The sequence below is a fragment of the Mycobacterium sp. NGS22 genome, from assembly GCF_059813095.1.
Map to the genome: position 1 here is coordinate 154,079 of NZ_JCALDY010000013.1, position 21,706 is coordinate 175,784.

The 21,706-nt window shown below is 67.7% G+C and carries 21 protein-coding genes and 2 pseudogenes; 17 read left to right on the forward strand and 6 right to left on the reverse strand.

Features of this window, described 5'->3' with window-relative positions:
• Nucleotides 1–9 precede the first annotated feature (9 nt).
• The 7 genes from AC5Y47_RS14825 to AC5Y47_RS14855 all read left to right on the forward strand — a co-directional run bounded on the left by AC5Y47_RS14825 (nt 10) and on the right by AC5Y47_RS14855 (nt 5,771).
• Nucleotides 10–852 carry a sugar phosphate isomerase/epimerase family protein gene (locus AC5Y47_RS14825; protein WP_499944754.1) on the forward strand — a complete coding sequence of 281 codons (843 nt, stop codon included), beginning with the start codon at nt 10–12 and terminating at the stop codon, nt 850–852.
• Entirely contained in the window at nt 852–1,700 is an 849-nt protein-coding gene (locus AC5Y47_RS14830; protein ID WP_499944755.1) for a thioesterase family protein, read from the forward strand. The genes AC5Y47_RS14825 and AC5Y47_RS14830 overlap by 1 nt, the downstream gene beginning before the upstream one ends.
• A 31-nt stretch (nt 1,701–1,731) precedes the next feature.
• The gene (proC, locus tag AC5Y47_RS14835) at nt 1,732–2,610 is read left to right on the forward strand and encodes a pyrroline-5-carboxylate reductase (protein ID WP_499944756.1); all 879 of its coding nucleotides are present in this window, start codon (nt 1,732–1,734) and stop codon (nt 2,608–2,610) included.
• A 140-nt stretch (nt 2,611–2,750) separates the two neighbouring features.
• Nucleotides 2,751–3,011: a cell division/environmental response transcriptional regulator gene (locus AC5Y47_RS14840; protein WP_499944757.1), complete on the forward strand. Its 261-nt coding sequence runs from the start codon at nt 2,751–2,753 to the stop codon at nt 3,009–3,011.
• 382 nt (nt 3,012–3,393) lie between these two features.
• Nucleotides 3,394–3,495 carry a 30S ribosomal protein bS22 gene (locus AC5Y47_RS14845; RefSeq protein ID WP_003402602.1) on the forward strand — a complete coding sequence of 34 codons (102 nt, stop codon included), beginning with the start codon at nt 3,394–3,396 and terminating at the stop codon, nt 3,493–3,495.
• Nucleotides 3,496–3,562: 67 nt separating this feature from the next.
• On the forward strand, nt 3,563–4,684 hold the full coding sequence (locus tag AC5Y47_RS14850; RefSeq protein ID WP_499944758.1) for an SDR family oxidoreductase: 1,122 nt from the start codon (nt 3,563–3,565) through the stop codon (nt 4,682–4,684).
• Nucleotides 4,685–4,700: 16 nt separating this feature from the next.
• On the forward strand, nt 4,701–5,771 hold the full coding sequence (locus AC5Y47_RS14855; RefSeq protein WP_499944759.1) for a lysophospholipid acyltransferase family protein: 1,071 nt from the start codon (nt 4,701–4,703) through the stop codon (nt 5,769–5,771).
• 85 nt (nt 5,772–5,856) lie between these two features.
• Here AC5Y47_RS14855 and AC5Y47_RS14860 read toward each other — a convergent pair whose 3' ends face one another.
• The 3 genes from AC5Y47_RS14860 to AC5Y47_RS14870 are packed head-to-tail and all read right to left on the reverse strand — an operon-like array spanning nt 5,857 to nt 8,247.
• On the reverse strand, nt 5,857–6,774 hold the full coding sequence (locus tag AC5Y47_RS14860) for a cyclopropane mycolic acid synthase family methyltransferase (protein WP_499944760.1): 918 nt from the start codon (nt 6,772–6,774) through the stop codon (nt 5,857–5,859).
• A 23-nt stretch (nt 6,775–6,797) separates the two neighbouring features.
• A complete protein-coding gene (locus AC5Y47_RS14865; protein WP_499944761.1) occupies nt 6,798–7,298 on the reverse strand; it encodes an FAS1-like dehydratase domain-containing protein in 501 nt (166 codons plus the stop codon).
• A gap of 40 nt (nt 7,299–7,338) precedes the next feature.
• On the reverse strand, nt 7,339–8,247 hold the full coding sequence (locus AC5Y47_RS14870) for an HAD family hydrolase (protein WP_499944762.1): 909 nt from the start codon (nt 8,245–8,247) through the stop codon (nt 7,339–7,341).
• A gap of 132 nt (nt 8,248–8,379) precedes the next feature.
• Here AC5Y47_RS14870 and AC5Y47_RS14875 point away from each other — a divergent pair.
• The 7 genes and pseudogenes from AC5Y47_RS14875 to AC5Y47_RS14905 all read left to right on the forward strand — a co-directional run bounded on the left by AC5Y47_RS14875 (nt 8,380) and on the right by AC5Y47_RS14905 (nt 14,636).
• A pseudogene (locus AC5Y47_RS14875) lies at nt 8,380–8,711 on the forward strand (glutaredoxin family protein).
• 51 nt (nt 8,712–8,762) lie between these two features.
• Nucleotides 8,763–10,121 carry a glutamyl-tRNA reductase gene (locus AC5Y47_RS14880; RefSeq protein ID WP_499944763.1) on the forward strand — a complete coding sequence of 453 codons (1,359 nt, stop codon included), beginning with the start codon at nt 8,763–8,765 and terminating at the stop codon, nt 10,119–10,121.
• A 13-nt stretch (nt 10,122–10,134) separates the two neighbouring features.
• Nucleotides 10,135–11,082 carry a hydroxymethylbilane synthase gene (gene hemC / locus AC5Y47_RS14885; protein WP_499944764.1) on the forward strand — a complete coding sequence of 316 codons (948 nt, stop codon included), beginning with the start codon at nt 10,135–10,137 and terminating at the stop codon, nt 11,080–11,082.
• A 23-nt stretch (nt 11,083–11,105) separates the two neighbouring features.
• Entirely contained in the window at nt 11,106–12,761 is a 1,656-nt protein-coding gene (locus AC5Y47_RS14890) for a bifunctional uroporphyrinogen-III C-methyltransferase/uroporphyrinogen-III synthase (protein WP_499944765.1), read from the forward strand.
• Nucleotides 12,762–12,852: 91 nt separating this feature from the next.
• Complete coding sequence (gene hemB / locus AC5Y47_RS14895; protein ID WP_499944766.1) at nt 12,853–13,824, forward strand: porphobilinogen synthase; 972 nt, start codon at nt 12,853–12,855, stop codon at nt 13,822–13,824.
• Nucleotides 13,825–13,839: 15 nt separating this feature from the next.
• Complete coding sequence (gene mce1N, locus AC5Y47_RS14900) at nt 13,840–14,394, forward strand: transport-regulating membrane protein Mce1N (RefSeq protein ID WP_499944767.1); 555 nt, start codon at nt 13,840–13,842, stop codon at nt 14,392–14,394.
• Nucleotides 14,391–14,636: a hypothetical protein gene (locus AC5Y47_RS14905; protein WP_499944768.1), complete on the forward strand. Its 246-nt coding sequence runs from the start codon at nt 14,391–14,393 to the stop codon at nt 14,634–14,636. The genes mce1N and AC5Y47_RS14905 overlap by 4 nt, the downstream gene beginning before the upstream one ends.
• Here AC5Y47_RS14905 and AC5Y47_RS14910 read toward each other — a convergent pair.
• Nucleotides 14,620–15,051: an STAS domain-containing protein gene (locus tag AC5Y47_RS14910; protein WP_499944769.1), complete on the reverse strand. Its 432-nt coding sequence runs from the start codon at nt 15,049–15,051 to the stop codon at nt 14,620–14,622. The two genes, AC5Y47_RS14905 and AC5Y47_RS14910, sit on opposite strands and share 17 nt — an antisense overlap.
• 161 nt (nt 15,052–15,212) lie before the next feature.
• On the opposite strand from AC5Y47_RS14910, the gene AC5Y47_RS14915 reads away from it, so the two are divergent.
• Together AC5Y47_RS14915 and AC5Y47_RS14920 are read left to right on the forward strand one after the other, a co-directional pair.
• Nucleotides 15,213–16,469 (forward strand): acyltransferase family protein, encoded by a 1,257-nt coding sequence (locus AC5Y47_RS14915; protein WP_499944770.1) that lies wholly within the window; start codon nt 15,213–15,215, stop codon nt 16,467–16,469.
• Nucleotides 16,470–16,558: 89 nt separating this feature from the next.
• Nucleotides 16,559–17,242: an Rv0518 family GDSL lipase gene (locus AC5Y47_RS14920; RefSeq protein ID WP_499944785.1), complete on the forward strand. Its 684-nt coding sequence runs from the start codon at nt 16,559–16,561 to the stop codon at nt 17,240–17,242.
• A gap of 30 nt (nt 17,243–17,272) precedes the next feature.
• On the opposite strand, the gene AC5Y47_RS14925 is transcribed toward AC5Y47_RS14920, so the two are convergent.
• Nucleotides 17,273–18,442, reverse strand: coding sequence for a L,D-transpeptidase (locus AC5Y47_RS14925; RefSeq protein WP_499944786.1), 1,170 nt, complete (start codon nt 18,440–18,442; stop codon nt 17,273–17,275).
• A 117-nt stretch (nt 18,443–18,559) separates the two neighbouring features.
• On the opposite strand from AC5Y47_RS14925, the pseudogene AC5Y47_RS14930 reads away from it, so the two are divergent.
• Nucleotides 18,560–19,343 (forward strand): annotated as a pseudogene (locus tag AC5Y47_RS14930) (hypothetical protein).
• Nucleotides 19,344–19,589: 246 nt separating this feature from the next.
• On the opposite strand, the gene AC5Y47_RS14935 reads toward AC5Y47_RS14930, so the two are convergent.
• Nucleotides 19,590–21,698 (reverse strand): acyltransferase family protein, encoded by a 2,109-nt coding sequence (locus AC5Y47_RS14935; RefSeq protein ID WP_499944771.1) that lies wholly within the window; start codon nt 21,696–21,698, stop codon nt 19,590–19,592.
• Nucleotides 21,699–21,706 lie beyond the last annotated feature (8 nt).

A 21,706-nucleotide genomic window follows, 5' to 3' on the forward strand; every position in this document is an offset into this window, starting at 1 on the left:
CTACAGACTGTGCGCCCAGCAATCAAAGTCGGCTTGTCGACGGCCTCGGTGTACCCGCTGCGGGCCGAGGCGGCGTTCGAGTATGCCGCCAGGCTCGGCTACGACGGGGTCGAGCTGATGGTCTGGAGCGAGTCGGTCAGCCAGGACGTCGACGCCATCAGCAAGCTGTCCAAGCGCTACCACATGCCGGTGCTGTCCGTGCACGCCCCCTGTCTGCTCATCTCGCAGCGGGTGTGGGGCGCGAACCCGATCGTCAAACTGGATCGCAGCGTGCGGGCCGCCGAACAGCTGGGCGCACAGACGGTGGTGGTGCACCCGCCGTTCCGTTGGCAACGTCGCTACGCCGAAGGCTTCAGTGACCAGGTCAAAGCCCTGGAGGAGGCCAGCGACGTGCTGGTGGCAGTGGAGAACATGTTCCCGTTCCGCGCGGACCGCTTCTTCGGGCTCGACCAGACCCGGGAACGGATGCGCCGGCGCGGGGGTGGGCCGGGCCTGGGGGTCTCGGCGTTCGCCCCCTCGTACGACCCGCTGGACGGCGACCACGCGCACTACACGCTGGACCTCTCGCACACCTCGACCGCGGGCACCGACTCGCTGGAGATGGCCCGACGGATGGGGACCGGATTGGTGCACCTGCACCTGTGTGACGGCAGCGGATTGCCCGCCGACGAGCACCTGGTGCCCGGCCGGGGCACCCAGCCGACCGCCGAGGTGTGCCAGATGCTGGCCGCGAGCAGTTTCGCCGGCCACGTCGTGCTGGAAGTGTCCACCTCGAGCGCGCGTTCGGCCGCCGAGCGCGAGGCCATGCTGATCGAGTCGCTGCAGTTCGCCCGAACCCACCTGCTGCGCTGATGACGGACGCCTTGTTCAGCAGTGCGATGGCGCTGCGCCCAGTCGACACGGACGACCCGGCGTGCCTGGTCTTCGACGGCGTGTTGAACGAGCACTGGACCATCGGACCCAAGGTGCACGGCGGTGTCATGGTGGCGCTGTGCGCCAACGCCGTACGCACTGCCTACGGCGACGGCGCCCAGCAACCGGTCGCCGTGTCGGCGAATTTCCTGTCCGCGCCCGACCCCGGGCCGATGCGGCTGGTCACCTCGCTGCGCAAGCGGGGACGCCGGATCACCGTGGCCGACGTCGAACTCATGCAGGGCGACCGTACCGCCGTGCACGCTGTCGTCACGCTGGGTGAGCCGGAGCATCATCTGCCGGGGGAGACCGCGCCGTTGTTGTCGGCCAACCCGGTCGTGGACCTGATGGCTCCGCAGCCGCCCGACGACCTGGCGCCGATCGGCCCGGGTCACCCGCTGGCCGGTCTGGTGCATCTGGGCGCCGGCTGCGACATCCGGCCGGTGATGTCCACGATGCCTTCTCCGGAAAACCGGCCGCCGGACGGGCGGCCGCCGATGATCCAGATGTGGGCGCGACCGCGAGACCTTGCTCCCGACGCGCTGTTCGCGCTGATGTGCGGAGATCTGTCGGCGCCGGTGACGTTCGCCGTGGACCGCACCGGTTGGGCGCCGACCGTCCAGCTGACCGCACTGCTGCGGTCGGTGCCGGTGAATGGATGGCTGCGGATCATCGCCACCTGCGTGGAGATCGGACACGACTGGTTCGACGAGGACCACATCGTCGTCGACGAGTTGGGCCGCCTGGTGGTGCAGGCCCGGCAACTTGCGATGGTGCCTGCCGGGTAATCCGGACCGCCGGTCTGCGATGCTTTGCGGCATGGCAAGAATCGCGATCATCGGCGGCGGCAACATCGGCGAAGCACTGCTGTCCGGGCTGCTGCGGGCAGGCCGGCAGGTCAAAGATCTGGTGGTGGCCGAACGCTTGCCGGAGCGGGCCAAGTATCTGTCGACGAACTACGGCGTGCTGGTGGTGGCGTCCGTCAGCGACGCGGTGGAGAACGCCTCGTTCGTGGTGGTCGCCGTCAAGCCGGCCGATGTCGAGTCCGTGGTGGACTCCCTGGCCGAGGCGGTCGGCGCAGCCGACAACGACAGCGTCGAGCAGGTGTTCGTCACCGTGGCCGCGGGCATCAGCCTCACCTTCTTCGAGTCCAAGCTGCCGGCCGGTACGCCGGTGATCCGGGCCATGCCCAACGCGGCCGCACTCGTCGGTGCCGGGGTCACCGCGCTGGCCAAGGGCAGGTTCGTCACGCCGCAACAGCTCGACGACGTTTCCACGCTGTTCGACGCCGTCGGCGGCGTCCTCACGGTGCCCGAACAGCACCTGGATGCGGTGACGGCGGTATCGGGATCGGGACCGGCCTATTTCTTCCTGCTGGTCGAAGCGCTGGTGGACGCGGGCGTGGCAGTCGGTCTGAGCCGCCAGGTGGCCACCGACCTCGCCACGCAGACGATGGCGGGTGCGGCGGCGATGTTGTTGGAGCGGATGGACGAGGAGCGCCGGCCGGCCGACGGCGCCTCGGGCGGGCTACGAATCAACGCTGCACCCGCACAGTTGCGGGCTTCGGTCACCTCACCCGGCGGCACCACTGCCGCGGCCCTGCGTGAACTGGAACGGGGTGGATTCCGGGTGGCCGTCGACGCCGCGGTGCAGGCCGCCAAAAACCGCTCTGAGCAGCTACGAATTACATCCGAATAATTCGGCAATTTTCAACGGATTGTCTCTCACCAGTACCAGTAACCCCACTAGTCCCGCTATTCTCCTCTTTGTAAGCGCGTGTGGGTGCCAGCGGAGGGGAAGCCGCTGGCATTGCGCGGGCCTGACACGATTGGGTTGCGATGACGTCTACGAACGGGCCGTCGGCACGGGATTCTGCAGGTAAAGCGGCACGGGACGGTGGTTCGGCCGACGCCGGTCAGTCCCGGACGCAATTTCTCACCGTCGCCGAGGTCGCGGCGTTGATGCGGGTGTCGAAGATGACGGTCTACCGGTTGGTGCACAACGGGGAGTTGCCCGCGGTTCGGGTCGGACGCTCCTTCCGCGTGCATGCCAAAGCCGTGCACGACATGTTGGAGACGTCGTACTTCGACGCGGGCTGACCCCCGCTTGTCGCGTTCCGGTCGGCCGGAGCTTTCAGCGTGAATCCTGGGCTTTGCGGGTGAAGCCTGGGCTTTGCGGGTGAAGTCTGGGCTTTGCGGGTGAAGCCTGGGCGGGATCTCGCCGATTTTCCCGCCCTGGGCTCACTCCGAAAGCCCTCGTTTCACAATCAACGCCAAGGATTCACACCCAAGCCGTCGAGCAGCCAGAGCGCCTCTCCCTGCCCGGCGTGGGATCGGAATCCGACCGCAACACATTCCCGCGCGTCGCGAATCCGGTCGGCAGCCCGGCGTCCCTGGACGACCGTTTGGCGTTGCGTGCGTCCGGTTGGGTAAAGTGTCCCGGTCATTTGATTAAGCCGGTACAGGTCAGATAGCGGAGTTCATGGGTTCAGTAATCAAGAAGCGGCGCAAGCGTATGTCGAAGAAGAAGCACCGCAAGCTGCTACGTCGCACCCGAGTGCAGCGCAGAAAACTTGGCAAGTAAGTTCTGCCCGCGCCGCCCGTCACTGGTTCGTAACACACCCGTCTCTGCGCGTCGCTAGGCTGTCGAGGTGGATCCGTCGAAGAGCAAGGACGGCGGGGGAGCCGGCGGCGAGGCCGTGCATTACCCCAAGGTCGTACTCGTCACCGGTGCGTGCCGGTTTCTCGGCGGCTACCTGACGGCTCGCCTGGTGCAGAACCCGTTGATCAACCAGGTCATCGCGGTGGACGCGATCGCGCCCAGCAAGGACATGCTGCGCCGGATGGGCCGGGCCGAGTTCGTCCGTGCCGACATCCGAAATCCCTTCATCGCCAAGGTGATCCGAAACGGCGACGTTGACACGGTGGTGCATGCCGCGGCGGCGTCATACGCGCCGCGGTCCGGTGGCAGCGCGGCGCTCAAAGAACTCAACGTGATGGGCGCGATGCAACTGTTCGCCGCCTGCCAGAAGGCGCCGTCGGTGCGGCGGGTGGTGTTGAAGTCGACGTCCGAGGTGTACGGGTCCAGTCCGCACGACCCGGTGATGTTCACCGAGGACAGCAGCAGCCGGCGACCCTTCCGCGAAGGGTTTGCCAAGGACAGCCTCGACATCGAGGGTTACGCGCGCGGGTTGGGGCGGCGCCGGCCCGACATCGCGGTGACCATCCTGCGGTTGGCAAACATGATCGGCCCGGCGATGGACACCACGCTGTCGCGTTATCTCGCAGGGCCTTTGGTGCCGACGATGTTCGGCCGCGACGCCCGGCTGCAGCTGCTGCACGAGCAGGACGCACTGGGTGCGCTCGAGCGCGCCGCGATGGCGGGCAAGGCCGGCACCTTCAACATCGGTGCGGAGGGAATCATGATGCTGTCTCAGGCCATTCGCCGCGCCGGTCGAATTCCGTTGCCAGTGCCCAGTTTTGGAGTATGGGCACTCGATTCGTTGCGGCGGGCCAACCGTTATACCGAGATCAATCGTGAGCAATTCGCCTACCTGAGTTACGGCCGCGTGATGGACACCACCCGGATGCGATCCGAGCTGGGTTATCAGCCCAAATGGTCGACGGCGGAGGCGTTCGACGACTACGTCCGCGGCCGCAGCTTGACTCCCATAATCGACCCGGATCGGGTACGCTCCTGGGAGGGTCGTGCCATAGCGGTGGCGCAGCGCTGGGGTAGCCGAAATCCAATTCCGCGCATCGGGGTCAGATAGGTTTGGATAGATAATCGTGCCGGGTGAATCCAGAGCGAATGTTATTCCACTGCACAGCAATCGGGGTCGGGTAGCGGCACGCCGCCGGGTTGCCAATCAGCGCTCGGACGCCTCGCACCAACATCCCTCGCTGCTTGCCGATCCCGGTAATCGCGCGTCCGCTGAAGAGCTCGCCGCCGTCGTCCGGGAAATCGACGAGCACCGCCGCGCTAGCGGGGGTTCGTCCGGCGGCGAGGCGCCACTGAGCGACGTCGCGCAACGTGTGGCCGCGGTCGCCGGATTTTTCCGGCAGCGGCTGACCGGCGACTACAGCGTCGACGAATTCGGGTTCGATCCGCACTTCAACGACGCGATCGTGCGGCCTTTGCTGAGGTTCTTCTTCCAATCGTGGTTCCGGGTCGAAGTCAGCGGGGTCGAGAACATCCCCGCCGAAGGTGCCGCGCTCGTAGTGGCCAATCACGCCGGGGTGTTGCCGTTCGACGGGTTGATGCTGTCGGTGGCCGTGCACGACGAGCATCCCGCCGAACGCGATCTGCGGCTGCTGGCGGCCGACATGGTGTTCGACCTACCGGTCGTCGGGTCCACCGCCCGCAAAGCCGGCCACACCATGGCCTGCACGGCAGACGCGCACCGGCTGCTGGCCTCCGGCGAACTCACCGCGGTGTTCCCCGAGGGGTACAAAGGGCTGGGCAAGAAATTCGAGGACCGCTACCGGCTGCAACGGTTCGGCCGCGGCGGATTCGTCTCGGCGGCACTGCGCACCAAGGTCCCGATCGTGCCGTGCTCGATCGTCGGCTCCGAAGAGATCTACCCGATGCTGGCCGACGTGAAGCTGCTGGCGCGGCTGTTCGGTCTGCCCTATTTCCCGGTGACGCCGTTGTTCCCGCTGGCCGGGCCGGCGGGGCTGGTGCCGCTGCCGTCGAAGTGGCGTATCGCGTTCGGCGAGCCGATTTCAACCGCCGACTACGCCGCCAGCGACGCCGACGACCCGATGGTGACCTTCGAGCTCACCGACCAGGTGCGTGAGACCATCCAGCAGACGCTGTACCGGCTGCTGGCCGGCCGTCGCAACATCTTCCTGGGCTGAGCACCGCCCCGCTGAGCAGACGCAAAAGCCCCTCATTTAGGCACGAAATGGGGGCTTTTGCGTCTGCTCGCGCAGGGGACGGGAGTTACTTGACCAGGGTGAACTGGCACACGTTGGTGTAGCCGTCGCGGAACAGGTCCGAGCAACCGCGCAGGTACTTCATGAAGGTGTCGTACTCCTGCTCACCCTTGAGCTCGATGGCCTTGTCCTTGTGTGCTTCCAGCGCATCGGCCCAGGCGTTCAGGGTGGGCACATAGTTCTTGCCGATGAAGTGGTGACGCTCGATCTTGAAACCCGCCTCGGTCGAGTACCGGTCCACCTGCTCGACCTGGGGCAACTTACCGCCGGGGTAGATCTCCTTGAGGATGAAGCTGATGAAACGCAGCAGGCTCATCGTGGTCTTGAGGCCCATCTGCTTACCCTCTTCGGCGGTGGGCACCACGATGGAGTGCAGCAGGAAACGGCCGTCGTCGGGCAGCAGGTTGTAGTACTTCTTGAAGAAGGTGGCGTAGCGCTGGTAGCCGGCGTCACCGGCCCCGTCGGCGAAGTGCTCGAACGCCCCGAGCGACACGATCCGGTCGATCGGTTCGTCGTCGAATTCCTCCCAGCCCTGCAGACGCACCTCTTTGCGCCGCGGGCTGTCCATCTCGGCGAACTTCTGCTCGCAGTGGGCGAGCTGGTTCTCGCTGAGCGTCAGGCCGATGACGTTGACGTCGTAGTGCTCGACGGCGTGCCGCATCGTCGAACCCCAGCCGGAGCCGATGTCGAGCAGGGTCATACCCGGCTCGAGGTTCAGCTTGTCCAGCGCCAGCTTGCGCTTGGCGAACTGCGCCTCCTCGAGCGTCTTGCTCTGCGGCTCGTCGATGTTGGGTTTCTCGTCGAAGTAGGCGCAGCTGTACGTCATCGACGGGTCGAGCCACAGCTTGAAGAACTCGTTCGACCGGTCGTAGTGCGACTGCACATCTTCAACCGGGGGCTGTAGTTGGGTGCCTTCTGAAGTCATTAAAACGACGCTACCTGCTCTGTTTAGATGGATGCAATTGCCGCGACGGTCGCCTCGGCCTGATCGTCGTGCTTCGCCGCTTCACCGAGCATAGTGACAATGCTGGTCACTACCGGATTTCCGTCGGCATCGGTCACTTCGCTTCGGATTTCGGCCAACACCGTCCCGTGGGACTGGATCACCGAATCCAAATACGTGTCGAAGTGTAGTTCGTCGCCCACCAAGATCGGCCGGTGGAACAGGAACTTCTGGTCACGATGCATTACCCGGGCGATGTTGATCGGGATGCTGAACTTGGTGAAAATCTCCAGCTGCACGCGCCGACCGGCGATGGCCAGGAAGGTCAGCGGGGCCGGCAGCACTTCGTAACCGGCTTCGGCGGCGACGGCTTCGTCGTAGTGGATCGGGTTGTCGTCCTTGACCGAAGCGGCGAATTCCCGGATCTTCTCCCGCCCGACCACGAAGTGGTCTTCCTGCCGGTAGTGCTTACCGATGATGCCTTCGGCTCCCTGAGGAACAGTCATGCCGCCGCTTTCTCGAATAGTTGCTCAGCGGCGCAGCTTATCAGCGCGGTTGCCGTCGAGAGGCGAGCGCGGCCAACGCGCCCCCGGCGGCTCCCAGCGCCAATGCCGACGGAACGCCGATGCGGGCGGCTTTGCGGGCGGTCCGGAAGTCGCGGATCTCCCAGCCCCGTTCACGGGCCAGGCTGCGCAACCGGGCGTCGGGATTGATAGCGACGGCGGTACCCACCAGCGACAGCATCGGGACGTCGTTGTAGCTGTCGGAATAGGCGGTGCAGCGCTTGAGGTTCAGGCCTTCCCGGATCGCCAGCGAGCGCACCGCGTGCGCCTTGCCGACGCCGTGCAGGATGTCGCCCACCAGCCGGCCGGTGAACACCCCGTCCACCGATTCGGCCACCGAGCCCAGGGCGCCGGTCAGCCCGAGCCGACGGGCGATCGTCGCCGCGAGCTCGTACGGCGTGGCGGTGATCAGCCATACCTGCTGGCCGGCGTCCAGGTGCATCTGAGTGAGCTCGCGGGTGCCCGACCAGATCTTGTCGGCGATGATCTCGTCGTAGATCTCTTCGCCCAGGCGCACCAGTTCGTCGACGGACCGGCCCTCGATGAAGGCCAGTGCCTTGCGCCGCCCGGCCGCGACGTCCTCGGCGTTCTCCTTGCCCAGCACCTGAAACTTGGCCTGGGCGTAGACGAATCCGAGTACGTCGCGGTAGGTGAAGTAGTCGCGGGCGGCCAGCCCGCGGCCGAAGTGCACCGCCGAGGAGCCCTGTACCAACGTGTTGTCGACGTCGAAGAACGCGGCGGCGGTCAGGTCGACCGGCGGCGGCGGACGATCCTCTGCGGGGGCGGCGTGCAGGTCGTCGAGGGCGCGTTCGGCGCTGGCGTTGGCGGCCAGGTTCTCCAATTCGGGGTTACCGGTCTGGAAGGCGTTTTTCGCGGGGTCGGAGGAAGCCATCTCAAACCTCCCAGATCGCTGTGTAGCCCGGTTCGCGGTCCCTGCAAGCCGCCGACGTCAACCCTATCCGGCCGCGCCGTCGAACCGGATTCAACCGCGGCTCGCGCCCGGCGAAATGCCACACTGATGCCCATGACGCCAACCGCACGCCGCCCCCGGGTGGAGTTGCTGACCCGCGCCGGGTGTGCGATATGCCTGCGGGTCCACGCCCAGTTGGCCGAGTTGGCCGGCGAGTTGGATTTCGACCTGACCAGCGTCGACGTCGACGCCGCGGCGGCCGCCGGAAACCCCGGCCTGCGGGCCGAATTCGGCGACCGGCTGCCGGTGGTGCTGCTCGACGGCCGGGAGCACAGCTACTGGGAGGTCGACGAACCCCGGTTGCGCGCCGACCTCGCGGCCCGCTGACTGTGACCGGCATCCGTCCCGCGGCATTTGGTAGCCCACCTGCGAACCGACTACCGTAGGTAGCAGTTCACTTTCCGACGCTGCAAGGGAGCGGGCCAGGTGATGCTGCCGTGAGCATCCTGCTCTTCGGAGTTTCGCACCGCAGTGCGCCGGTCTCCATCCTGGAACAACTCAGCATCGACGAGTCCGATCAGGTCAAGATCGTCGACCAGGTGCTGCAGTCCCCGCTGGTGACCGAGGCCATGGTGCTCTCGACGTGCAACCGTGTCGAGGTCTACGCCGTGGTCGAGGCGTTTCACGGTGGGCTCTCGGTGATCGGGCAGGTGCTGGCCGAGTACTCCGGCATGTCGATGGGCGACCTGACCAAGCACGCCTACGTGCGCTACAGCGAGGCCGCCGTCGAGCACCTGTTCGCGGTGGCCAGCGGCCTGGATTCGGCGGTCGTCGGCGAGCAGCAGGTGCTCGGCCAGGTACGCCGCGCCTACGCGTCCGCAGAGGCCAACAGTGCCGTGGGCCGGGTGTTGCACGAATTGGCCCAGCGGGCTTTGTCGGTGGGCAAGCGGGTGCATTCGGAAACCGCGATCGACGCCGCCGGTGCCTCGGTGGTGTCGGTGGCCCTGGGCATTGCCGAGCGCAAGCTGGGCACCCTGGCCGGCAAGACCGCCGCGCTGGTCGGGGCGGGGGCCATGGGTGGGCTGGCGGCGTCGCATCTGGCGCGCGCCGGCATCGGGCGGGTCTACGTCGTGAATCGGTCGGTAGCCCGGGCGCAGCGACTGGCGGCACGGCTCACCGAGTCCGGTGTACCGGCCGAGGCGCTGGGCTTGGACGGGCTGGCCGATGCCTTGGCCGACGCCGACGTCGTGGTCAGTTGCACCGGCGCGGTGAGCCCGGTGGTGTCGCTGGCCGACGTGCACCACGCGCTGGCCGGCGCCCCCCGCGACGAAGCCACCAGGCCTTTGGTCGTCTGCGATCTCGGGATGCCCCGCGACGTCGATCCGGCGGTGGCCGGATTGCCCGGTGTCCTGGTCGTCGACGTGGACCGGGTGCAACACGAACCGTCGGCGCACGCCGCGGCGGCCGACGTCGACGCCGCTCGCCACATCGTCGCCGCCGAAGTCGCCGCCTACCTGGCGGGGCAGCGCATGGCCGAGGTCACCCCGACGGTCACCGCGCTGCGCCAGCGCGCCGCCGACGTGGTCGAGGCGGAGTTGCTGCGCCTGGACAACCGGTTGCCCGGGCTGGAGAGCGCCCAGCGCGAAGAGGTGGCCCGCACGGTGCGCCGCGTCGTCGACAAGCTGCTGCACGCGCCTACGGTGCGGATCAAGCAGCTCGCCAGCTCTCCCGGCGGCGACAGCTACGCCGAGGCGCTGCGCGAACTCTTCGAGCTCGACCAGACCGCTGTCGATGCGGTGGCCGCCGGCGAATTGCCGGTCCTGCCAATCGGATTCGACAACCACTCAGCCGACTAACCGATTGGCGCATGTGATTCGGATAGGCACTCGTGGCAGCCTGCTGGCCACCACCCAGGCTGCGACCGTCAGGGACGCACTGATCGCCAACGGCCATCCCGCGGAGCTGGTGACCATCAGCACCGTGGGCGACAAGTCGTCGGCGCCGATCGAAACGCTCGGAGTGGGGGTGTTCACCACCGCGTTGCGCGAAGCGATGCAGGACGGCCGCGTGGACGCCGCGGTGCACTCGCACAAGGACCTGCCGACCGCCGACGACTCTCGGTTCACCATCGCGGCCATCCCGCCACGGGAGGACGCCCGCGATGCCGTCGTCGCCCGCGACGGGTTGGTGCTGGGAGAGTTGCCGGCGGGTTCGCTGGTGGGGACGTCTTCGCCGCGACGGGCCGCACAGCTTAGAGCATTGGGTCTCGGTTTGGAAATCCGCCCCCTAAGAGGCAACCTAGATACCAGGTTGAACAGGGTAAGCAGTGGTGATCTTGACGCCATCGTGGTGGCCCGGGCCGGTCTGGCTCGACTGGGTCGTCTCGACGACGTCACCGAGACATTGGAGCCGGTGCAGATGTTGCCAGCGCCTGCTCAGGGCGCGCTCGCCGTCGAATGCCGGGCGGGCGACAGCGGGTTGGTCGCGGTGCTGGCGGAGCTGGACGACGCCGACTCGCGGGTGGCGGTCACCGCGGAGCGAGCTCTGCTCGCCGAACTGGAGGCGGGTTGCTCCGCGCCGGTGGGGGCGATCGCCGAAGTGGTCGAGTCCATCGACGAGGAGGGGCGCATCTTCGAGGAGCTGTCGCTGCGTGCTTGCGTGGCGGCGCTGGACGGGTCCGACGTGATCCGCGCGTCCGGCATCGGCACCTCCGAACGGGCCCGGGAGCTGGGTCTCTCGGTCGCCGCGGAGTTGTTCGAGCTGGGCGCCGCAGAGTTGATGAGGGGAGCACGGGAAGAGCCCGTGCAAGGAGATTGAAAGAGACTGTGGGAGCGACAACGATGACGCGAGGGCGTAAGCCGAGGCCGGGCCGCATCACATTCGTGGGCTCTGGTCCTGGCGACCCCGGTCTGCTGACCACCCGGGCCGCGACGGTACTGGCCAATGCGGCGCTGGTGTTCACCGACCCCGACGTGCCGGAGCCGGTATTGGCGCTGATCGGCAAGGACCTGCCGCCGGTGTCGGGTCCGGCGCCCGCCGACGCGTCGGGCAGCACCGACGCGCCGACCGGGTCGGAGGCCCCGCCGGCGGTGGTGGCCAGCGGTCCTGACATCCGCCCGGCGCTGGGTGATCCGGCCGAGGTCGCCAAGACGCTGACCCACGAAGCCCGGTTGGGCGTCGACGTGGTGCGCCTGGTGGCCGGTGACCCGCTGGCCGTCGACGCGGTCATCACCGAGGTGAACGCGGTCGCACGGACCCACCTGCACGTCGAGATCGTGCCCGGGTTGTCGCCCAGCAGCGCCGTGCCGACCTATGCCGGGTTGCCGCTGGGTTCGTCGCACACCGTCGCCGACGTGCGTGACCCGCACGTGGATTGGGACGCACTGGCCGCCGCGCCCGGTCCGCTGATCCTGCAGGCCACCGCGTCGCATCTGGCCGATGCCGCGCGCACGCTGATCGACCACGAGTTGGCGGACTCCACGCCGTGCGTGGTGACCGCGCAGGGCACCACCTGCCAGCAGCGTTCGGTCGAGACCACACTGCAGGGTCTCACCGACCCCGCCGTCCTGGGCGGCGGTAATGATCCGGCCGGCCCCTTGACCGGGCCGCTGGTGGTGACCATCGGCAAGACGGTGACCAGCCGGGCCAAGCTGAACTGGTGGGAGAGCCGGGCGCTGTACGGCTGGACCGTGCTGGTGCCGCGCACCAAGGACCAGGCCGGTGAGATGAGCGAGCGGCTCACCTCCTACGGCGCGCTGCCGATCGAGGTGCCAACCATCGCCGTCGAGCCGCCGCGCAGCCCCGCGCAGATGGAGCGTGCCGTCAAGGGACTGGTCGACGGCCGGTTCCAGTGGGTGGTGTTCACCTCCACCAACGCGGTGCGCGCGGTGTGGGAGAAGTTCGGCGAGTTCGGTCTGGACGCCCGCGCGTTCTCCGGGGTGAAGATCGCCTGCGTCGGCGAGTCGACGGCCGACCGGGTCCGCGCGTTCGGGATCAGCCCCGAGCTGGTGCCGTCCGGTGAGCAGTCCTCGATGGGCCTGCTGGACGAATTCCCGCCCTACGACAGCATTTTCGACCCGGTGAACCGGGTGCTGCTGCCGCGTGCGGACATCGCGACCGAGACGTTGGCCGAGGGCCTGCGCGAGCGTGGCTGGGAGATCGAGGACGTCACCGCCTACCGGACGGTGCGGGCCGCGCCGCCGCCGGCGGCCACCCGCGAGATGATCAAGACCGGCGGCTTCGACGCGGTGTGCTTCACCTCCAGCTCCACCGTGCGCAACCTGGTCGGCATCGCCGGCAAGCCGCACGCGCGGACCATCATCGCCTGCATCGGCCCCAAGACCGCCGAGACCGCCGCCGAGTTCGGGTTGCGGGTGGACGTGCAGCCCGACACCGCCGCGGTGGGTCCGCTGGTGGACGCGCTGGCCGAGCACGCCGCCCGGTTGCGGGCCGAGGGTGCGCTGCCGCCGCCGCGCAAGAAGAGCCGCAGGCGATGACGTATCGTGCGTTGACTCTGCGTCCAGGGCGCAATAGTTCGAGTAACTTCCGCCCTCAACGCAGAGTCAGCGCACGGATGAGGCCCTAGCCGTGCGACAGCGTCCGCGCCGGCTGCGTGCCACGCCCGCGCTGCGGCGTCTGGTGGCGCAAACCTCGCTGGAGCCAAGACATTTGGTGCTGCCGATGTTCGTCGCCGACGGCATCGACGAACCACGCCCGATAGCGTCGATGCCGGGGGTGGTGCAGCACACGCGGGACTCGCTACGCAGTGCCGCCGCCGACGCCGTCGCCGCCGGGGTGGGCGGACTGATGCTGTTCGGGGTGCCGCGCGGGCAGGACAAGGACGCGCTCGGCTCAGCCGGTACCGACCCCGACGGCATCCTCAACGTGGCGCTGCGCGACCTGGCCAAGGACCTCGGCGACGCGACGGTGCTGATGGCCGACACCTGCCTGGATGAGTTCACCGACCACGGACACTGCGGCGTGCTGGATGCGCGCGGCCGCGTCGACAATGACGCCACCATCGCTAGCTACGTGAAACTTGCTGTGGCACAAGCGGAGTCGGGCGCACACGTGGTGGGGCCCAGTGGCATGATGGACGGTCAGGTGGCCGCTATCCGCGACGGCCTGGACGCAGCGGGTCACACCGACGTGGTGATCCTGGCGTATGCCGCGAAGTTCGCCTCGGCGTTCTACGGTCCATTCCGCGAGGCGGTCGCCTCCAGCCTGTCCGGGGACCGGCGCACCTATCAGCAGGAGCCCGGCAACATCCGGGAGGCGTTGCGCGAAGTGGACTTGGACCTGGCCGAGGGGGCCGACATCGTGATGGTCAAACCCGCTTTGGGATATCTGGATGTGGTAGCCGCAGCGGCGGCGCGATCGGACGTGCCGGTGGCGGCGTACCAGGTGTCGGGGGAGTATTCGATGATTTGTGCGGCGGCAGCTAATAATTGGATCGACGAACACACCGCGGCACTGGAGTCGTTGACCAGCATCCGGCGGGCGGGGGCCGATATCGTGCTCACCTATTGGGCCGCGGACGCGGCGGGATGGCTTTCTTGAACCGGTGAGGCGCACATGACAGCAGCGGGGGATCCCACGGAAGACCAGCCCTTGTTCTACGAACCGGGCGCCAGCCGGTACTGGTTGCTGGCCGGCCCGGCGTCGGCGGCGTCGCTGATCTACATCCAATGGAGCAACCATGTGCAGATCTCGCTGCTGGTGCCCGCCGTCTTCCTCGTGCTGGTGACGGCGTTCGTGGGGTTACAGGTGCACGCCGCGCGGATCCACACCTCCGTCGAGTTGACCGAGGACGCGTTACGGCAGGGCACCGAGACCATCCTGGTGTCCGAGATCGTCAAGGTGTTCCCGGAAGCCGAGAACTCGGTGGCCTCGGGGAAAACGCTGGCCAGATGGCAGACGGCGCGGGCGCTCGGCGAGCTCGTGGGGGTGCCGCGCGGCCGCTACGGCATCGGCCTGAAACTCACCGGCGGGCGCACCGCGCAGGCCTGGGCCCGTCGTCATCGCCACCTGCGGGACGTGTTGACGCCGCTGGTCGAGCGGCGGCATGGGCCTTTCGTCCCGGATATCGCCGACGATCTGGACATCGACGACGACGAGTCGCAGCTGTGAAGGCCCGCGCTGTCGTCGAACTGGTGCTGGCGGGGGCCGCGGCGGTGGCGACCGGTTTGTGCTGGCTACATACCCGCTCGACGATCGCGGTTGCGCCGGTGGCCGAGGGGCAACCGTCCACGTGGTCGGTCGTCTACCACCCGCAGCAGTTGGTGCTGACGCTGTCGTTGGCGACGGTCGCCGGGATTTTCGCGGTGGTCGGTCTGGCCAGGTTGCGACGGACCGCTACGCGGACTTCTTGACCAGCGGCAATACCAGCCGGCGGCGCGCCGCGATGCCGTCGGCCAGGTGTCGCAGTGCCGCGTGCACGGAGCGGGTGACCGGGAACGGTGTGTCGTCGGAGTCTGCCAGCAATGCGCCCACGATCGGGTTGGCGACGATCATCCACTCCACCCCGGCGGCGCGGCACTCCTCGTCGAGCACGCAGAACAGCGAGATCCCCGCGGTGGAGAAGTGGTCCAGTTCGCTGAGGTCGAGAACGATCGGGCTGTCACCGAGGACGAAACGCCGGACATACTCGCCGACCCGGTCGACGTTGACGGCGTCGATCTCGCCGCGAATGGTGACCACGGTGGCCAGGTGGCGGCAGTGCGCTCGGATCTGTGCACCGCCACAGTCGACGGCGCCCGAAACCGGTCCTGCGATCGCAATCGTCATGAACTGCCCCATTTCCCCGCGGCCGTCTCCCCAACCGTGGAAGACCAAACCTTGCCTATAAGGTGCCCGCAAAACATAAAGGGACCGGTAGTTACGACTAATTCTTTGCTAAGAAGCGGCTGTTAGGCTGCTCTGGCCAGAGACCAGACGGAAAGAACCACGTGCCAAGCGGAGAACTCAAGGGCCAGATCAAGGGTGAGATCAAGGCCCTGACCGGACTCCGCATCGTCGCCGCGGTATGGGTGGTGCTGTTCCACTTCCGGCCCATGGTTGCCGACGTCTCGCCCGACCTGCGGGAGAACTTGGCGCCGGTGCTCAACTGCGGCGCGCAGGGCGTCGACCTGTTCTTCATCCTCAGCGGGTTCGTCCTGACGTGGAACTATCTCGACCGCATGGGCCACTCATGGTCGCTGCGCGCTACCGTGCACTTCCTGTGGCTGCGGCTGGCCAGGGTGTGGCCGGTGTACCTGGTGACCCTGCACCTGGCGGCCTTCTGGTGGATTCTTACCCTGCACATCGGGCACACGCCCTCGCCCGACATCGGCCGGCTGACCGCGATCAGCTACGTGCGGCAGGTGCTGCTGATTCAGCTCTGGTATCAGCCCTACTTCGACCTGTCCAGCTGGGACGGGCCGGCCTGGTCGATCAGCGCCGAATGGCTGGCCTACCTGCTGTTCGGCGGGCTGGTGCTGATCATCTGGCGGATCCAGCACGCGACGCGGGCGCGTGGGCTGATGATGCTGGCGGTTGCGGCGTCCTTGCCGCCGGTGGTGCTGCTGCTAGCCAGCGGGGTCTTCTACACGCCGTGGAGTTGGTTGCCGCGCATCGTGACCCAGTTCGCCGCCGGAGCGATAGCCTGCGCGGCCGTGCGCCGGCTGCGGCTCGGCGAGCGCGGGCGTCGCATCGCCGGGTATCTGTCCCTGCTGCTCGTCGTGGCACTCGTCGGCATCCTCTACTTCCTCGATGCGCACCCGATCACCGGGGTGTATGACAGCAGCGGGGTGGTCGATCTGCTGTTCGTGCCGCTGGTGATAACCCTGGCGATCGGCATCGGCAGCCTGCCTGCGCTGCTCTCGACGCGACTGATGGTCTACGGCGGGGAGATCTCGTTCTGCCTGTACATGGTGCACGAGTTGGTGCACACGCCGTGGACGTGGGCGGTGGTGAACTTCGAATTGCGTCCTTGGGAGCAGGACAGTCCGTGGAAGTGGAATATCTTTGGGCTGCTGGCGATCTCGGTGGGGCTGTCGATGCTGCTGTACCGGTTCGTGGAAGAGCCCGCGCGGCGTTGGATGCGCCGGATGGTCGATGCCCGGCCCACCCCCGCAGGCCATGAACCCGACGATTCCCCGGGCACCAATCTCGATCCCATCCACGTCGCACGCGAAGAGAGCTCGGCGCGGGCCGCGGCGATCTGACGCTCACCGCGCGTTGACGAGAGTTCGCGTCGACATCGGCCTACGATTCAGGGACTGGTCTGAAACGTCTTTTATGGAGGCGCGTGGTGGTGGATCGGCTGGCCACGTGGGTCATCGGTGTCGCGTTCGTGCTCGGTCTGGTCGCTCCGATCACGGCGCAGTGGGCTTATCGCCCAACGAGTTTCGACTTCCGGATGAGCCGCATCGCGGTGATCGGCGACTCCTACACCACCGGCACCGACGAGGGTGGGCTCGGGCCGAAAGCGTGGACGGCCCGTGCCTGGCAGCTGCTTTCGGCGCGGGGCCTGCGCATCGATGCCGACGTGGCGGCCGAGGGCCGCGCCGGGTACGGCATGGTCGGTTCCCGCGGCAGTGTGTTCGCTGATCTGACCGCGCGGGCGGTCAAGCCCGACGACGTGCTGGTCATGTTCTACGGCTCCCGCAACGACCAGGGTGTCGAGCCCGGGTTACTCGCCGACCGGGTGCGCATCACCTTCGAGGCCGCGCGCCGTCTGGCGCCGTCGGCGCGGTTCCTGGTGATCGGACCGCCGTGGCCCACCGCCGACGTGCCCGTTGCGGTATTGCAGATTCGCGACGTGCTGCACGCCGCGGCCCGGGGCGCCGGTGCGGCGTTCGTCGACCCGATCGACCAGCGGTGGTTCGTCGACCGGCCGGACCTGATCGGCACGGACGGCGTGCACCCCAACGATGCGGGGCATCTATACATGGCGCGCAAGATCGCGCCGTTGGTGCGGACGCAGTTGGCACGGTGAGCGGGGCTCGACCGAACGGAACGCCCAACGCTACGAGGGCGCCAGCGCGCTCCCCTTGCGCCACTCGTCCCAACTGATCGTCCAGTCGCCGTTCTGCTCGATCTTCAACGGCGCCCCACCGGTGTTTCGCACCTCGACGACGTCGCCCGGCACGGAGAAGTCGTAGAACCATTTGGCGTTCTCGCCGTTGAGGTTCAGGCAGCCGTGTGAGGTATTGGTATGGCCCTGAGCCCACACCGTCGAATCCAGCTGATGCAGATAGATGCCGTCGATGCTGATCCGGGTGGCGTAATTGATCGTCTCGCGGTATCCGAGCCGGGAATTCTTCGGCAGCCCGAATGTCGAGGAATCCATGATCACCGGGTTTCCCCTGTCCAGCACGGTGTAGACGCCCGGCGGAGTCCAGAACGACAAGGTCCGTCCGCCGACGGTCTCGGTGCCGCCCATCCCCATGGAGGTCGGCATCGTCCGGGCCAGTTTCCCGTTGTCGAAGACGCTGACCATCTTGGTGGTGTCATCGGCGATGGACACGTGCGCATCCCCGATGCGAAATGACACCCGGCTGTCCTCCTGCCCGAACATGCCGCCGCCCAACGCAATACCGTAGATCTTGGCTTCGGCCGTCACCGTGGTACCGGGTGCGTAGTAGTGCTCCGGTCGCCAGTGGGCGTTCTGCGAGTCGACCCAATGCCAGGATCCCGGCACGGCGGGGTTGGTGGTCACCACCAGCTGACGCTCGGCGGCCGCCCGATCGGCGATCTCCTCGTCGAAGTGCGCGACCACCACCGTCCCGACCCCGTAGGTGCCGCCTTCCCGCAACGTGGCCTCCGACGTCATCGTGAACGACACCTTGGTCTGGTTGGACGGCCGCACCGTGGCGAAGGACGAAACCTGCCTATTCTCAACGCCGTTGGTGCCGCGGCTGGTGACGTTGAGGGTGTAGGTGCGCGCGTAACCCAGCGGACCGGTCGGTTTCCACACGGTGCTATCGGGTGTCATGACGCCGTCGACCGGCTTGCCGGCGTCGTTGACCATGCGTACCTCGACGAGTGTTCCCGCGTCGGCTTTCACCTGCACCGGCGCCGCCGGCTGGACATCGCGCGCATCCGGACCCGGCGTGATCGTCACCCGCGCCGGACCCGTCGCGGCCGGCGCGTCACCCGGGGAATGGCAGGCCGATACCGCCAGTCCGAGCACCATGAGCACGGACAGAAACCGACCTAGGAACATGTTGGCTTTCATCACCGAGGGAATTAGCCAACGACATGGGCTTCAAACCGTTGGCTAGCTCACCCAGACGCGAGAGATCATGGCGTTATGGCCGACGACGAGCTCGATACCCTGTACCGGGTCCCGGCGGATCAGTTCACCGCCGAACGCAAGAACCCTGGCCGCCGCGGCCAAGAAGCGCGGCGATACCGAAGCGGCCAAACGGCTTTCCGCAGCCCGCAAACCCACCACAGCGGCGTGGATCGTCAACCGGTTGGTGATCGACCATAGGGACGCGCAGACCCGCTTGGGCGAGTTGGGTGACAGGCTGCGCGATGCGCACGCCGCGATGGACGGCGCACAGATCCGGGAGTTGTCCGCGCGGCAACACCGTCTGATCAACGAACTCACCGAAGCCGCAATCGATGCGGCCGAGATGAAGAGCCCGTCGGCGTCGATTCGCGACGACATCACGGGCACGCTGCAAGCCGCGATCGCCGACCCCGAAGTGCGGGCGCGCCTTGGCCGCCTGACCAAGGCCGAACGCTGGTCTGGCTTCGGCGAGTTCGGCGACAGCGCGGCGGTTTCAGCGCCGACCGCATCCAAGCGGTCCGCGCCGACGGCCAAACAGGCGCCGAAGCGGGAGCGGGAAAAGTTGACGGCCGCGGTGGCCGCGGCCGAGCAGGCGGCGTCGGAGGCCAAGAGTGCACTCACCGACCGGCGAGCGGAGCGTGACGCCGCCCGGACGCGGCGTGACGAGGCAGCGGCGGCCCTGAGCAAGGCAGAGCGTGCGGTAGCCAGTGCTGAGAACAATTACGAAAAGGCGCTCAAAGCCGGTCGCGATGCCGCGCAGGCGCTCAAAGAGGCCAAAGCTGAACTGAAACGGACGTAGCAACCCCAAATCGGTTGCCGCTCAGTCGATTCGCGTCTCAGTCCTCCGCGTGCCGCTCGTAGTCCCAACGTTCGAGTCGAGCCTGCAGCTGCACTAGACCGAGTCCGGCGACCGGCGCGGCTGCGGTGAGCAGTACCGCAACAATCGGACTCATCATCAAAACCTCCAAAACCCTTTCATTCGTACCACGTTCGGCGCGAGATCGTGGTTCATTCGGCAACGATGTCGCCACGAATTCGACGCAATTCAGGCACCCGACAGCGCGCGGTCGGCCAACGCCCCGATCACCGGCGCCAGCAACTGCGCGTACTGCGTGGTGACGTGGTTGTCGTCGCGGAACACCAGGGTGTTGCCGACGATCATCGGGCAGCGCTCGGGGGTGCAGAACAGGTCGGTCAGGTCGGCGTAGGAGCCGCCGGCCGCGGTCGTCACCCGCTGCTCGGCCGCGACGCCGTCGCCGTTGACCGCGACCGATCGCGCCGGTGCGCAGGCGCCCGCGTTGTCCAGATGCGCGGACAGGCACGTCGGCGCCGACGATTGCGGGTCGGCGACCGGGCCCAGCACCAGCACGGTCGACCCCATGCCGCGCAGGTAGGCCACGATGGCCCCCAGCTTGTCGATCCAGGCCGGATCGTAGGAGGCGAAGCTGAAGTCACCGTGATACCGGCGGCTCATGCTCAGCACCACCAGCCGCGGCCGCTCGGCCCTCAGTCGGTCGACGATCTCGGCCCGCCACTGCTCGCACTCGGTGTACTTGCGGCCCAGGTAGGGGCTGACGATCGGCAGGTCCAGGAACGGGCAGGTGACCTTGGCCATCGTCTCCAGCCGCCAGTGCCGCTCGGTGGCGACCCGCTGCAGCGCCGGGTCCCACATCGCGGCGTGCGAGTCGCCGATCAGCGTGACCCGGACAGGCGAGGCGATGTCCGCCGTCGCGCATTCGCTCTGGCCGACGTCGCGCCAGGAACGCATGCAGCCGTTGACGAACACCGGCGCCTTGTCAGCCGGCGCCGCGGCCAGCGACGGGTTCAGATTGGACGGCACCGCACGCAACCCGGCAGATGCCGCCAACGCCGCACGGGCCTGCGCGAACGCCTGACGTACCGCGGCTTCCTGCGGACTGACCTGCGGGTCGGGGGCCGGAGGTAGCGCCGCGATCTTGGCCTGCGGAGCCGCGGCCCCGTGACCCACCGGCGCCGGCACGGCCGTCAGCAACACCGCACACGCGCACGCCGCGACGGCACTGGCCGCACCGGCGACCGCCAGGCTGGCCTTGGCCGAGCGGCGCAACGCCGCGGCGAACCGGCCGGGATTCTCCACCGCATGCATGGTGATCAGCGCAAGACCGGCCGACACCGTCGTCGCCGCCAGCCGGCCCGGCAGCCCGCCGGGATCGCCCAGCAGGGGCGGCAGGAGCAGCAGCACCGGCCAGTGCCACAGGTACCACGAGTACGACACCCGCCCGATCGCCCGCATCACCGGCGGGCACAGCACCCGGCCGACCCCCATGCCCCCGGTCACGCACCCCCCGCCGATCACCAGCGCGGTGCCGAGCACCGGCAGCAGCGCCGACGTGCCGGGATACGGGGTGTGCGGCCCCAACTGAGTGCAGGTCAGCAGGATCAGCCCCAGACCTCCCCAGCCGACGATCGTCGCGGGCAACAACGGCAGCCGCCGCCACTGGTCGATGGTCAGCGCCACCAGCCCGCCGGCGGCCAACTCCCAAGCCCGGGTGGGCAGCGAGAAGAACGCCCACGGCGGCGAGATGTGCGTCCAGAACACCGCCGCGGCCAACGACGCCACCCCGACCAACGCCAACACCACGGCATACGGTGCCGTCCTGGACACCAGGACGGGGCGGAACCGGCCGACCAACCACGCCGTGCCGATGATCAGGGCCGGCCACACCAGATAGAACTGCTCCTCCACACCTAGCGACCAGTAATGCTGGAACGGTGACGGCAGGTCGGAACCCATGTAGTCGGTGCCCTGGACCGCGAACCGGTAGTTGCCGACGTAGAGCATGCTGGCGATACCGTCGACGAACACCCGTCGGGCCTGCAGCGGTGGCAGCACGATGGCCGCCACGACGGCGGTGACGACGCCGACGGTGGCCGCCGCCGGCAGCAGGCGGCGGGCGCGTGCGGCGTAGAAGCTGCCCAGCGCAACGGTTTTCGTGGTCGACACTTCGCGCCAGAGCAGTCCGGTGATCAGGAAGCCGGAGATGACGAAGAAAATGTCGACGCCGATGTAGCCGCCGCCGATGCCGGGGATGCCCGCGTGGTAGAAGACGACGGCGATCACCGCCACGGCACGCAGGCCTTCGATGTCCGGCCTGAAGCGTCCCCGGGGAGTCATCGGCTAGG